At 71.2% G+C, this 13,280-nt stretch carries 10 protein-coding genes; 5 read left to right on the plus strand and 5 right to left on the minus strand.

Annotated elements, in window-relative coordinates; all coding sequences use genetic code 11:
* Window positions 1-27: 27 nt before the first annotated feature.
* Window positions 28-1,209 carry a site-2 protease family protein gene (locus tag CHC11_RS19880; RefSeq protein WP_089313253.1) on the minus strand — a complete coding sequence of 394 codons (1,182 nt, stop codon included), beginning with the start codon at window positions 1,207-1,209 and terminating at the stop codon, window positions 28-30.
* Window positions 1,210-1,371: 162 nt separating this feature from the next.
* Here CHC11_RS19880 and CHC11_RS19885 point away from each other — a divergent pair, with 162 nt between their 5' ends.
* The 5 genes from CHC11_RS19885 to CHC11_RS19905 all read left to right on the plus strand — a co-directional run bounded on the left by CHC11_RS19885 (window position 1,372) and on the right by CHC11_RS19905 (window position 8,068).
* A complete protein-coding gene (locus CHC11_RS19885; RefSeq protein WP_089313254.1) occupies window positions 1,372-2,391 on the plus strand; it encodes a RecB family exonuclease in 1,020 nt (339 codons plus the stop codon).
* Window positions 2,392-2,487: 96 nt separating this feature from the next.
* Entirely contained in the window at window positions 2,488-3,711 is a 1,224-nt protein-coding gene (locus tag CHC11_RS19890; RefSeq protein WP_089313453.1) for a sensor histidine kinase, read from the plus strand.
* 110 nt (window positions 3,712-3,821) lie between these two features.
* Window positions 3,822-4,502 carry a response regulator gene (locus CHC11_RS19895; RefSeq protein ID WP_089313255.1) on the plus strand — a complete coding sequence of 227 codons (681 nt, stop codon included), beginning with the start codon at window positions 3,822-3,824 and terminating at the stop codon, window positions 4,500-4,502.
* Between the two features lie 240 nt (window positions 4,503-4,742).
* Window positions 4,743-5,570 carry an ABC transporter ATP-binding protein gene (locus CHC11_RS19900; protein ID WP_089313256.1) on the plus strand — a complete coding sequence of 276 codons (828 nt, stop codon included), beginning with the start codon at window positions 4,743-4,745 and terminating at the stop codon, window positions 5,568-5,570.
* Window positions 5,567-8,068 carry an ABC transporter permease gene (locus CHC11_RS19905; RefSeq protein WP_245919465.1) on the plus strand — a complete coding sequence of 834 codons (2,502 nt, stop codon included), beginning with the start codon at window positions 5,567-5,569 and terminating at the stop codon, window positions 8,066-8,068. Before CHC11_RS19900 ends, CHC11_RS19905 begins: the two co-directional genes overlap by 4 nt.
* An 84-nt stretch (window positions 8,069-8,152) precedes the next feature.
* Here CHC11_RS19905 and CHC11_RS19910 read toward each other — a convergent pair whose 3' ends face one another.
* The 4 genes from CHC11_RS19910 to CHC11_RS19925 all read right to left on the minus strand — a co-directional run bounded on the left by CHC11_RS19910 (window position 8,153) and on the right by CHC11_RS19925 (window position 13,265).
* Window positions 8,153-9,292, minus strand: a complete 1,140-nt coding sequence (locus tag CHC11_RS19910; protein ID WP_425427330.1) for an ABC transporter ATP-binding protein — start codon at window positions 9,290-9,292, stop codon at window positions 8,153-8,155.
* A gap of 23 nt (window positions 9,293-9,315) precedes the next feature.
* On the minus strand, window positions 9,316-10,383 hold the full coding sequence (locus tag CHC11_RS19915) for an ABC transporter ATP-binding protein (protein WP_089313258.1): 1,068 nt from the start codon (window positions 10,381-10,383) through the stop codon (window positions 9,316-9,318).
* The gene (locus CHC11_RS19920; RefSeq protein ID WP_089313259.1) at window positions 10,383-11,396 is read right to left on the minus strand and encodes an ABC transporter permease; all 1,014 of its coding nucleotides are present in this window, start codon (window positions 11,394-11,396) and stop codon (window positions 10,383-10,385) included. The genes CHC11_RS19915 and CHC11_RS19920 overlap by 1 nt, the downstream gene beginning before the upstream one ends.
* 105 nt (window positions 11,397-11,501) lie before the next feature.
* Window positions 11,502-13,265: an ABC transporter substrate-binding protein gene (locus tag CHC11_RS19925; protein WP_089313455.1), complete on the minus strand. Its 1,764-nt coding sequence runs from the start codon at window positions 13,263-13,265 to the stop codon at window positions 11,502-11,504.
* Window positions 13,266-13,280: the final 15 nt, after the last annotated feature.

The following is a 13,280-nucleotide window of genomic DNA, read 5'->3' on the forward strand; positions in this document are numbered from 1 at the left end:
GGCCGCCGCGACGGCCCGCGGGGGCGGTCAGATGCCGGCGAAGGCGAGGTCGACGTCGGCGACCGCGAGGACGCCGTAGACGCCCCCGTCGGGCTCCACGAGCAGGTACTCCGAGGCGGGCGCGCGGCGCAGCGCCTCGACGAGCTCCTCGCCGGACAGGTCGGCGGGCAGGGTGAGGCCGTCGTCGACGCCCCGGGACACGTCGCCCGCGCTGACCCAGGGCCGGCGGTGCTCGGGGGTGGCGGTGACGGCCTTCTCGCTGACGAGGCCGAGGGGCCTGCCGTCGTGGTCTGCGATGACGATGGCGCCGGCGTGGTCCTCGCGGGCGCGGCGGACGGCCTCGGCGAGCGGGACGTCGGCGGTGACGAGGGTGGCGCGGCGGGCGAGGCGGCGCGCGGACAGCAGCGGGATGCGGTCGCGGACGCGCTCGGCGCGGATGGACTGCGTGGCGCCGACCCAGATGAAGGAGGCGACCAGGGCCGACCAGAGCAGGGCGAGCCACCCGATTCCGCCGCCCTCGCCGGAGTTGTAGGTGGCGAGGTAGGCGCCGGCGACGAGGCAGGCGATGGCGACGCCGCGGCCCACCCAGCCGGCGAAGACGCCGCCGCTGCGGCTGCGTCCGGTGACCTTCCAGACGACGGCGCGCACGAGGCGGCCGCCGTCCAGCGGGAGCCCGGGCAGCAGGTTGAACAGCCCGACCAGGAGGTTGGCGAAGGTGAGGGCCTCGACGAGCAGCAGCGCGACCTCGGGCAGGGGGACCACGGCGTGGACGAGCATCCCGAGCCCGGCGAGGACGAGGTTCACCAGCGGCCCGGCGAAGGCGATGAGGAACTCGCGGGCGGGTGTCGGGGCCTCGCGCTCGATGGAGGTCTCCCCGCCGAGGATGTGGAGGGTGACGGACCGGACGGGAAGGCCGAAGGCGCGCGCGGTGACGGCGTGGCTCAGCTCGTGGACGAACACCGAGCCGTAGAGCAGGACGGCGTAGGTGAAGGCGACGAGGTAGCTCAGCGGGCGGCTGACGACGTCGTGGACCTGGCCCTCGAACATGACGGTGACGAGGACCGCGACCAGGAACCAGCTGGGCGAGACGTAGACGGGCACGCCGAGCAGGCGGCCCATGAGCAGGCCGGGGCGTGCGGGGCGGTCGTCGTCGGGACCGCGGCCGCCGGCCGGGGTCCTGTCCTCGGTCGGGGGCGCGCTGTGTGTCACGCCTCCGATGCTACGGCCCCGCCGGCGGTGCCGGGTTTCGGCAGGGCGGTGCCAATGTCCGCAGGGCGGCGCCGGTTGCCCGCAGGGCGGTGCCGGGTCTGCGCCGGCGCGCGGCGGCGGGTTCGGGATTTCCGTCGGGGGCGTCACCTACGCTGCTGTGCCATGACGACGACCGAGGCGGGCAGCACCGAGGCGGGTGGCACCGAGGCCGGGAGCATCGGAGCGGGAAGCAGGGCGTCCGTACCGTCCGCGCGCACGGCGGAGGCGGGCGGAGGCGCGGGGGACGCGGCGGTGGTGGTCGGGTCGTTGTCGCCGTCGCGGGCGGGCGATTTCATGACGTGCCCGCTGCTGTACCGGTTCCGGGTGATCGACCGGATCCCGGAGCGGCCGAGCGCCGCGGCCGTGCGGGGGACGCTGGTGCACGCGGTGCTGGAGCGGCTGTTCGACCTGCCGACCGGGGCGCGCACGCCGGCGGCGGCGCTGGAGATGCTGGCCCCGGAGTGGGACCGGCTGCTGGAGGCCGAGCCGGAGCTTGCCGGGCTGTTCGAGGACGGCGCCGACGGCGAGGCCGAGCACGCCGAGTGGCTGTCGCAGGCACGGCGGATGGTGGAGCGGTACTTCACCCTCGAGGACCCGCGCCGGCTGGAGCCGGCCGAGCGCGAGCTGTTCGTGGAGACGGTGCTCGACTCGGGACTGAAGCTTCGCGGGTACATCGACCGCGTCGACGTGGCGCCCAGCGGCGACGTGCGGATCGTGGACTACAAGACCGGGACGGCGCCGCGGGCCGACTTCGAGGCGCGGGCCCTGTTCCAGATGAAGTTCTACGCGCTGGTGCTGTGGCGGCTGCGCGGCCGGGTGCCGCGGCTGCTGCAGCTGATGTACCTGGGCAACGGCGAGATCCTGCGCTACGAGCCGGACGAGGCCGACCTGCGCGCCACGCAGCGCAAGGTGGAGGCGCTGTGGCAGGCGATCCGGCGGGCGATGGAGACCGGCGAGTGGCGGGCGCGGGCGGGGCGGCTGTGCGACTGGTGCGACCACAAGGAGCGCTGCCCGGAGTTCGGCGGCACTCCCCCGCCGCTGCCCGCGGCGCCGGTGGACCGCCCCTCTCCCGCCGATCTGGAGGAGACCCGCCCGGCCGACGCGCGCGCCGGGGCCGGGGCGCGGGAGCACGACGATCTCTAGTAGCGCCCCCGGCGCGGCCGGGTCATCCTTGGGGAGGACCGCGGATCCGCGTTCAGGAGGGCTCGGGACCTGCTGCGGCCTCCTAGGGTGAGTGTCGTGTCACCCCGCATCCGTGGTCTCCAAACCGTCCGCGCCTGGCTCAACGCGCGCCCGATGGCGGCCGACGCGTTGCTCGCGCTGGGCGTTCTGGCGGTGGGGCTGCCGCAGCTGTTCCTGGAGGAGCTGCCTGCCGGCGCGGACTTCGAGCACTTCCGGGCGCCGGACGTCTGGGACGGGCTGCTGGTCACCGCGGTGACGATGGTGCTGGCGTGGCGCCGCCGCCATCCGATACCGGTGCTGCTGTTCATCATCGGCGGTGAACTGGTGATGGCGGTGGCGCAGTATCCACCGTCGGTGCCGGACGTGGTGGCGTTCCTGATCGCCGTCTACAGCGTCGCGGCGCACCGGGGGCTGGCGCAGAGCGCGCTCGGCGGCGTGACCGCGTTCACCTACTTCCTCACCTACCTGCTGGTGCTGCCGATATCGGTGGCGCCGGAGGTGCTGATCACCGACTGCGCGCTGGTGATCGGCGTGTGGGTGCTGGGCCGCAACCTGCGGCTGCGCCGGGCGTACTTCGCCGAGCTGGAGGACCGGGCGGCCCGGCTGGAGCGGGCGCGCGGCACCGACGCGCGGGCCGCGCGCGTGGAGGAGCGGTCCCGGATCGCGCGGGAGCTGCACGACGTCGTGGCGCACCACGTGAGCGTGATGACCGTGCAGGCGGGCGCCGCGCGGCGGATCATCGACCGGGACCCCGGCAGCGCGCGCGAGGCGATGTCGACGATCGAGGAGGTCGGGCGGACCGCGCTCAGCGAGATGCGGCGGATCGTCGGCGTACTGCGCACGGACCGCGATCCCGAGCGGGCGGGCCGGGAGCTGGCGCCGCAGCCGGGCCTCGGCGACCTCGGCGAGCTGCTGGAGCACGTGCGGGAGACGGGCCTGTCGGTGCAGCTGTGGATGGAGGGCGAGGCGCGGCCGCCGTCCCCCGGCGTGGACGTGGCGGCGTTCCGCCTGATCCAGGAGGCGCTGACGAACACGCTGAAGCACGCGGGGCCGCAGGCGCGGGCCTGGGTGCGGCTGTACTACGGCGACAGCGACCTGACGGTGGAGATCGAGGACGACGGGCGCGGAACGGCGACGTTCATGGCCGACAACGGGGACAATCCCGGGCACGGCCTGGTCGGCATGTACGAGCGGGTCGCGCTGTACGGTGGCGAGTTGAAGATCGGGCCGCGGGTCGGCGGCGGATTCGGCGTGCGGGCCCGGTTCCCGCTGGAGCCGTGAGCCGTGCGAGGCCGTAGGTTGGGGCAGGAGCGCCGCGGACGCGGCGGTCCGGTGAGGGCGAGGAGCGCGACGATGAACGGTCCGGGACGGCGACCGGCGGGGGCTGCCCGATGACCACGGTACGGGTGCTGCTCGTCGACGACCAGCCGCTGCTGCGGACGGGGTTCCGGCTCATCCTGGAGGCGGAGGCCGACATCGCCGTCGTCGGGGAGGCCGGGGAAGGCGCGACCGCGGTGGAGCTGACCCGGTCGCTGCTGCCGGACGTGGTGCTGATGGACATCCGGATGCCGGGGGTGGACGGCATCGAGGCGACCCGCCGGATCGTCCGTGACGGCGCGGCCTCGCACGACCCCCGGGTGCTGATTCTGACGACGTTCGACCTGGACGAGTACGTCATCGAGGCCGTCCGGGCGGGCGCCAGCGGCTTCCTGCTCAAGGACTCCCCGCCGGAGGACCTGGTGCAGGCGATCCGCATCGTGGCGGCGGGCGACGCGATCGTGGCGCCGTCGGTGACGCGGCGCCTGCTGGACAAGTTCGCCACCCGGCTGCCGGCCGTCCGGGACGCGGCGCCCCCGCCCGGGCTCGACACCCTGACCGAGCGCGAGCGCGAGGTGCTGTCGCACGTGGCCCGCGGCCAGTCCAACGCCGAGATCGCGGCGGAGCTCGTGGTGAGCGAGACCACGGTGAAGACGCACGTCGGGAACGTGCTGGCCAAGCTCGGCCTGCGCGACCGCGTGCAGGCCGTGGTGTACGCGTACGAGACGGGGCTGAGCAGGCCCGGCCAGGGCTGACGCGCGGGCCGGGGCGCCGGTCTCGGGGTCGATCCCTGAGGCGTCCCTGGCTTTGGTCGGCGGAGGTCTACTCCGGTAGGACGACGGACGGCGGGCTTCTCCTGCCGTGGGTGGACGGGCAAGTCCGTTCCTGGGGTCCAGGAAACCGGTTTGTTCGGCTTCTAGGGTTTTGGAAGTCGGATCGCCGGGGGCACGGCGCGGTCCGGACGCATTCCTGCTCACTCACCCACGGGAGTACACGTGACGAACACCGCCCCATCGACCGCCGGCGCGGACGCGCCCGGGGCGGGCGACTTCGCCGCTCGAACCCAGCAGATCGCGAAGGTCTACGGGCGCGGCGACGCCCAGGTCGTCGCGCTCGACGCGGTCACCGTCGGCATTCCCCGCGGCCGGTTCACCGCGATCATGGGCCCCTCCGGATCCGGCAAGTCCACCCTGATGCACTGCATGGCGGGGCTGGACTCGGTGGACTCCGGGCAGGTCTTCATCGGCGACACCGAGGTGACCCGGCTCAAGGACAAGCAGCTCACCCGGCTGCGCCGCGACAAGATCGGCTTCATCTTCCAGGCGTTCAACCTGGTGCCGACCCTGACCGCGCTGGAGAACATCACGCTGCCGATGGACATCGCCGGCCGCAAGGCCGACCAGGAGTGGCTGGACTCGGTGATCGACACGGTGGGGCTGCGGCCGCGGCTCAAGCACCGTCCCACCGAGCTGTCCGGCGGGCAGCAGCAGCGGGTGGCGTGCGCCCGCGCCCTGGCGTCCCGCCCGGAGATCATCTTCGCGGACGAGCCGACCGGGAACCTGGACTCGCGCTCGGGCGCCGAGGTCCTCGGCTTCCTGCGCGACTCGGTGCGGCGGATGGGGCAGACCATCGTGATGGTCACCCACGACCCGTCCGCAGCCGCCTACGCCGACCAGGTGCTGTTCCTGTCCGACGGACAGATCGTCGACACCATGACCGAGCCGACCGCCGAGCGGGTGCTGGAGCGCATGAAGGGCTTCGACGCCGGCGGCCACAACACCCGTCCCGCGGGCAGGCCCGAATCCGGGGTGTCGGCGCGATGATGGGCAAGGTCACGCTCCGCAACCTCGCGGCGCACAAGATCAGACTGGTGCTGACGGCCGTCGCGGTGATCCTCGGCGTCGCGTTCGTGGCGGGCACGCTGATCTTCACCGACAGCATGAACAAGCAGTTCGACGACCTGTTCAGCCGGATCGGCACGAACGTGGCCGTCGACGTGCGGGCCAAGAAGGTCATCGAGGGCGACGACGACGGGATGGCGGCGCAGCCGGTCCCGGCGACCGTGCTGAGGACCCTGCAGGGCATCGACGGCGTCAAGGACCCCAAGGGCAACGTCAACGGGTACGCCGCCGTCGTCGGCAAGGACGGAAAGATCATCGGGACGGCGCAGGACGGGCCGCCCCAGATCGGGACGAACTGGTCGACGGGCGGGACCTACGACCTGGCGTCGGGCCGCGCCCCGCAGGGGCCGGACGAGGTCGTCATCGACGCCAAGAGCGCGGAGAAGGGCAAGCTCGCGGTCGGCGACACCACCCGGGTCCTCACCGCCGGGCCGCCCGCCCGCATGCGGATCGTCGGGCTGGTCGACGCCGGGAACCTGATGGGCGCGACCCTCACCGGGTTCGACACCCCGACCGCGCAGCGGCTGATGCTGAAGCCCGGCTACTTCAGCGACATCGAGATGGGCTCCACCGGCCCGTCCCAGACCGAGCTGCGCGACCGGGTCGCCAAGGCGCTGCCGCAGAACCTGGAGGCCGTCACCGGCGAGAAGCTCCGCGAGGAGTCCAAGAGCGACATCGCCGCGATGATGAGCTTCTTCCGCACGTTCCTGCTCGTGTTCGCGCTCATCTCGATCTTCGTCGGATCGTTCATCATCTTCAACACGTTCTCGATGCTGGTCGCGCAGCGGACCCGCGAGCTGGCGCTGCTGCGCGCGATCGGCGCGGCCCGCGGCCAGGTGACGCGGGCGGTGATCGGCGAGGCCGTCGCGGTCGGCGTGGTGGGATCCACCCTCGGCCTCGCGGCCGGCGCGGGCCTGGCCTCCCTGCTGCAGACGCAGATGGGCGACGCCGGGGCGGGCGGGCTGACCTTCACCGCGACGCCGGTGATCTGGGCGTACGCGGTGGGCATCGTGGTGACGGTCGTGTCGGCCTACTTCCCGGCCCGCCGCGCCGCGAAGATCCCGCCGGTGGCGGCGATGCGCGACGACGTCGCGCTTCCCCAGCGGTCGCTGCGGATCCGGATCGCGCTCGGCTCCCTGCTCACCCTCGTGGGCGCGGGCCTCATCGGCGTCGGCCTCGCCGGGAACGGCGGGAACCCGGTGGTGCCGGTGGGCGCCGGCGCGTTCGCGGTCTTCATCGGCATCGCCATGCTCGCCCCGGTGATCAGCGTGCCGGTCATGAAGGTGCTCGGCGCGCCGTTCGCGCGGCTGATGGGCCCGCCCGGGCGCCTCGCGCGGCAGAACGCCCTGCGCAACCCGCGCCGCACCGCCGCCACGGCCGCCGCGCTGATGATCGGGCTGGCCCTGATCACCACGGTCAACGTGCTGGGCGCGACGATGCGGGCCTCGATCGACGAGCAGGTCGACGCGCAGTTCGGTGCCGACTACCTCGTCGAGGTCCAGGGCGCGGGCGGCATCAGCGCCGAGGCGGCACAGCAGGTCCGGGCGACGCCCGGGGTGACCTCCTCGTCCCCCACCTACGAGGGCGATGCCAAGATCGATAATAAGAAGGCCTGGTACATGTCCGGCGACGCGGCAGTGATCGCCAAGGCGGCCAAGCTGAAGATCACCTCCGGTGGCACCGACCTCGGCGACGCCGGGATCATGGTGGACGAGGCCACCGCGAAGGACCGCGGGTGGAAGGTCGGGGCGGCGGTCCCGGTGCAGTTCACCGACGGGCGGACCGAGCGGCTGACGCTGACGGGCGTGTACGCCAAGAGCGACCTGGTCGGTCCCCGCCTGATCTCCCAGCAGGCGCACCTGCGGCACACGGTGCGGCCGGCCGTGACCGCGGTCCTGGTGGACGCCTCGGCGCCGTCCGCGGCGACGAAGAGCGCGCTGGAGTCGTCGCTGAAGGACTACCCGAACCTGAAGGTGTCGGACCAGGCGTCGCTGAAGGCCGACGCCCGCAAGCAGGTCGACGGGTTCGTGACGTTCCTGACGATCCTGCTGGTGATGTCCGTCATCATCGCCGCCGTCGGAGTGATCAACACCCTGGCGCTGTCGGTGATCGAGCGGACCCGGGAGATCGGGCTGCTGCGCGCGATCGGGATCTCCCGGCGGCAGCTGCGCCGCATGGTCCGGCTGGAGTCCATCATGATCGCGGTCTTCGGCGCGGTGCTCGGCATGGGCATCGGGGTGGCGTTCGGCGCGGCGCTGCAGAACGCCCTCGCGGACAAGGGCCTCGGGGTCCTCGCCGTGCCGTACGCGACCCTGGGCATCTACCTGGTGGTCGCCGCGGTCATCGGTGTGCTGGCGGCCCTCTGGCCGGCGTGGCGCGCGGGCCGCATGGACGTCCTCAAGGCCATCTCCACCGAGTAGCCCCGGGCCTGCGGCCATGAGGAAAGGCCCGGTCCCCCTCGCGGGGACCGGGCCTTTCCTCATGCGCGAGACGCGCCTGGCGGGCTACTCCGCGGGCTCCGGGTCGTCGGCCGGGGCCGGGTCGGCGGCCGGCACCACGGGCGCCACCGCGGCCTTGGCGACCGCGTCGGTCGCGCTGACCGTGGTGTTCTCCGGGAAGTGGCAGGCGGCCAGGTGGCCCGGGCTGAGCTCCACCAGCGGCGGCTCCACCTGCTTGCAGATGTCCTGCGCCTTCCAGCACCGCGTGTGGAAGCGGCAGGCGGGCGGCGGGTCGAGCGGGCTCGGCACGTCGCCCTGCAGCCGGATCCGCTTGCGGTCCCCGCGCTCGCTCGGGTCGGGGATCGGCACCGCCGACAGCAGCGCGTTGGTGTAGGGGTGCATGGGCCGCTCGTACAGGTCCGCCCGGTCGGCCAGCTCGACGAGCTTGCCGAGGTACATGACGGCGACGCGGTCGGAGATGTGCCGGACGACCGACAGGTCGTGCGCGATCACCACGTAGGTGAGGTCGAGCTCGTTCTGCAGGTCCTCCAGCAGGTTGACGACCTGCGCCTGCACCGACACGTCCAGCGCCGACACCGGCTCGTCCGCGACGATCAGCTTCGGCTTGAGGGCCAGGGTGCGGGCGATGCCGATGCGCTGCCGCTGACCGCCGGAGAACTCGTGCGGGTAGCGGTTGTAGTGCTCGGGGTTCAGCCCGACCAGCTCCAGGATCTCCTGGACGGCCTTCTTGACGCCCTCTTTGGCCTCGATGTTCTGCAGCCGGAAGGGCGCCCCGACGATCGCGCCGACCGTCTTGCGCGGGTTCAGCGACGAGTACGGATCCTGGAAGATCATCTGGATGTCCCGGCGGAGCGGCCGGAGCCGCCCCTGCGACATCTTGGTGATGTCCTGGCCCTCGAAAGTGATCTTGCCGAAGCTCGGCTCCAGCAGCCGCATGATCATGCGGCCGGTGGTGGACTTGCCGCAGCCCGACTCGCCCACCAGCCCGAGCGTCTCGCCCTTGCGGACCGAGAACGACACGCCGTCGACGGCCTTGACCGCCGCGACCTGCCGGCGCAGCAGCCCCGCGGTGACGGGGAAGTGCTTGCCGAGGTTCTCCACCTCCAGCAGCGGCTCGCCGTCCCGCACGGGACGGGTCTCCGCGGCCGGACGGGTCTCGTCGGCCGGGGTCTTCGTTGTGTTCACAGTCTCGTTCCCACCCGTGCTCGTCACAGCTTGGCCCGGATCTCGTCGTTCCAGATCTGCCGCTTCTTCTCCAGCGGGAGATGGCACGCCGCCTTGTGGCCGGGCTCGGCCTCGACCAGCTGGGGCCGCTCGGTCGTGCTCTTGTCGCCGTTGAGGTCACTGTAGGGGCAGCGCGGATGGAACGCGCACCCCGACGGCACGTTGATCAGGCTCGGCGGCGCCCCCTCGATCGGCATCAGCCGCTCCGAGCGCTCCCGGTCCAGCCTCGGCATCGAGCCGAGCAGCCCCCAGGTGTAGGGGTGCAGCGGCTGGTGGAACGCGTCGTCGACGGAGGCGTACTCCACCGCGCGGCCCGCGTACATCACCAGGATGTCGTCGGACAGCTCGGCGACCACCCCGAGGTCGTGGGTGATCATGATGACGGCGGAGTTGAACTCCTGCTGCAGGTCCCGGATCAGGTCCAGGATCTGCGCCTGGACCGTCACGTCCAGTGCGGTGGTCGGCTCGTCGGCGATCAGCAGCTCGGGGTCGCAGGACAGCGCCATCGCGATCATCGCGCGCTGCCGCATGCCGCCGGAGAACTGGTGCGGGTAGTCGTCCACCCGCTTGTCCGGCTTGGGGATGCCGACCTTGCCGAGCATGTCGATGGCGTGCTTGCGGGCCACCGACTTGGACACGTCGTTGTGCACCCGGTAGGCCTCGATGATCTGGTGGCCGACGGTGTAGAAGGGGTGCATCGACGACAGCGGGTCCTGGAAGATCATCGCCATGTCGCGGCCGCGGAGCCGGCGCACCTCGGACTGCGAGGCGCCGACGATCTCCTTGCCGTCCAGCCAGATCTCCCCGGACACGTCGGCGTTGCGCCGGTTGTGCAGGCCGAGGATGCCGAGGCTGGTCACGCTCTTGCCGGAGCCCGACTCGCCCACGATCCCGAGCGTGCGGCCGCGCTCCAGCTGGAACGACAGCCCGTCGACGGACTTGACCAGGCCGTCGTCCGTCGGGAAATGGATCTTGAGATCGCGGACCTCGAGGAACGCGCTCGGGGCCTCGCCGGTGCCCGCGGTCTCCGCGGCGGGCGCGGTGCCGGTCATCAGCCAAGCCTCACTCTCGGGTCGACGATCGCGTACAGCATGTCGACGATCAGGTTGATCACGATGATGGAGGCCGCCGTGAGCAGCGTCACGCCGAGCACCATGGGCAGGTCGCCGCCCCTGATCGAACTGATCGCCAGCTGGCCCAGCCCCGGGATCCCGAAGGTGTTCTCGGTCAGGACGGCACCGCCGAGCAGCAGGCCGAGGTCGAGGCCGAAGATGGTGAGGATCGGCGTCAGCGAGGCGCGCAGCGCGTGCTTGGTGACGACGGTCCGCTCCAGCAGGCCCTTGGCGCGGGCCGTGCGGATGTAGTCCTCGTTCATCGTCTCCAGCATGCCCGCTCTGGTGAGCCGCGCGTACATCGCGGCGTAGAGGAACGCGAGCGTGATCCAGGGCAGCACCAGCGCCTCGAACCACTTCACCGGATTCGAGGTGATCGGGATGTAGCTGCCGCCGCCCGGGAAGATCTTCAGGCTGTAGGAGAACACGGCGAGGGAGACCAGGCCCGTGAAGTAGATGGGCAGCGACACGCCGGCCAACGCGATGATCATCGCTCCCCGGTCCCAGACGGAGCCTCTGCGCAGCGCCGACACCACGCCGGTGGCGATGCCGGCGACGAGCCAGACCAGGGCGGCGCCGAGTGCCAGCGACAGGGTGGCCGGGGCCCGGTCCACCAGCGTGTCCAGCACCGGCTGGCTGCTGCGGAAGGAGTACCCGAGGCACGGCGCGGGGCAGTGGTCGGTCACGGGGCCGGCCTTGTAGTCCTTGCCGACCACGATGGCCTTGACGTAGTTGCCGTACTGCACCACGACCGGCTTGTCGAGGCCGAGCCGCTCCTTGGTGTCCTGGATGGCCTCGACGGTGGGCGCCTTGCCGACGTAGGCCGCCGCGATCTGGTCCGTCGTCTGCCCGGCGATCTTGGGCAGCCAGAAGAAGATGCCGAAGGTCACCATGCTGACCACCAGCAACATGACGACGGCACCGATGAGGCGCCGGATTATGTATGCGAACACATTGCTCGGCCCCGCCCGCCGGCCGGCGGGACCTGTGGGTCCCGGACCGGCCGGCGGGCTTCGCCTTCACCTGCCTTCAGCTGTACGCACGGACGAGGCGGAGTGTCACTCCACGCCCATGTTGAGGTAGTCGTACATTCCGCCGTAGTAGTACGTGATGCCCGCGTTCGTCACACGCTTCGGCCGGTACATCAGGGCCTTGGCGTAGATCAGCGGGACCTCGGCGGCGGTCCCCATGACCGCCTTGTCGACCTCACCGTAGGCCTTCAGACGGGCCGCCTTGTCCGGGTTGGCGATCGCCTGGTTGAGGCCCTCGTTGACCTTCGGGTCGTCGAGCTCGGCGAGGTTGTTGCCGCCGGACGGCTTGATCGCCTGACCGTGCACGATCTGGGAGAGGAAGCCGTAGCCGGTGTTCCAGTCGGCCGCCCATGCCATGATCATCATGCCGATGCCGTGGTCGTGGACGTACTTCGGCGCGCCGACGTACTTGTTGAAGTAGTCGCCGGCCGGGAACTGGACGATGCTGACCTTGATGCCGACCTTGGCGAGGCTCTGCTGGATCGCCTCGGCCATCGCGACTTCCTTCGGCCGGTCCGACCGCGCCGAGATCTTGCTGGTGAAGCCGTCCGGCTTGCCGCACGCCTGCAGTTCCGACTTGGCCTTGGCGAGCGTGGCCTGGTCGAGACCGCCGCCCTCGGCCTGCTTCTGCGGGTACAGGTCGAACTTGCTGTAGCCGTCCACCGACGGGGGCAGGACGGTGGTGGCGATGTCGCCGCCGGCCAGCGGGCCTCCGTAGGCGGTCTGCGCGGCGACCTTGTCGGTCGCGTACTGCACGGCGAGCCGGCAGTGGATGTTGTCGAGCGGCTTGACGTGCACGTTCAGCGACATGAACCGCAGGAAGCCCTGGACGGGGTTGTCCACGTACGGCTTCTGCTCGGGGGTCAGCACCTTCGGCTGCGTGCCCGACTGGACGCCGACGCCGGTGATGTCCATGTCCAGCGAGCCGGCCAGCAGCCGCTGGTCGATGTCGTCCGCGTTCTGCTTGATCTGGACTTCGATCTTGTCCGGCAGCGCCTTGCGGAGCGGGTCGGTGCTCTGGTTCCAGTTCGGGTTGCGCGACAGCGACATCGACTTGCCGCGCGTGTAGTTGTCGATCTTGTACGGCCCGCTGGAGACGATCGCGGTCTCGTACTTCGTGCCGGTGTCCTTGGCCTTCGGCACGGGGATGGACTGCGACATCGCGACCAGGTAGTCGAACTCCTGGAACGGCTCGTTCAGGTGGAACACGATCGTCTGGTCGTCGGGGGTCTCGATGGACTTCAGACCCTCGTCGCTCTTGTCGTCGTACGGGCCCTTGTAGGCGGGCTTGTTGTCGACGAGGTACTGCTTGAAGTACTTCGGCCCGAGCTGCAGCTCCTTGGTGTAGTTGCTGCGCTCGATCGCGTACTTGACGTCCTTGGACGTGACCGTGGTGCCGTCCTCGTACTTGACGCCGGTCCGCAGCTTGTACGTCCAGGTCTTGCCGCCGTCGCTGGACTGGCCCATGTCGGCGGCCAGGTCAGGGACGATCTCAAGGCTCTCCTTGCCCGCGGCCGCCTTGGCCGTGGTCAGGCCGCGGCCGTAGAGACGGGCGAAGTTCTGGGAGAACGCGTAGTAGGTGTTGCCGGGGTCGGGCGAGTCCCAGTCGTCGGAGTCGGCCAGCTTGAGCGTGCCGCCCTTCTTGTCCGACTTGTTGACGACTTCGTTGACACCGGCGTTGTACCCGGGACCGCTCCCCGAGCCTTCGGATTCACCGCCGCCGCAGGCCGCGAGCCCCGCGGCCGCGACCACACCGGCCGCGAAGACCGCCAATGGTCTCATCTTGTTCATGTGCAGGCGCACCCC

The sequence above is a fragment of the Actinomadura mexicana genome (genome assembly GCF_900188105.1).
Taxonomy (GTDB): domain Bacteria; phylum Actinomycetota; class Actinomycetes; order Streptosporangiales; family Streptosporangiaceae; genus Spirillospora; species Spirillospora mexicana.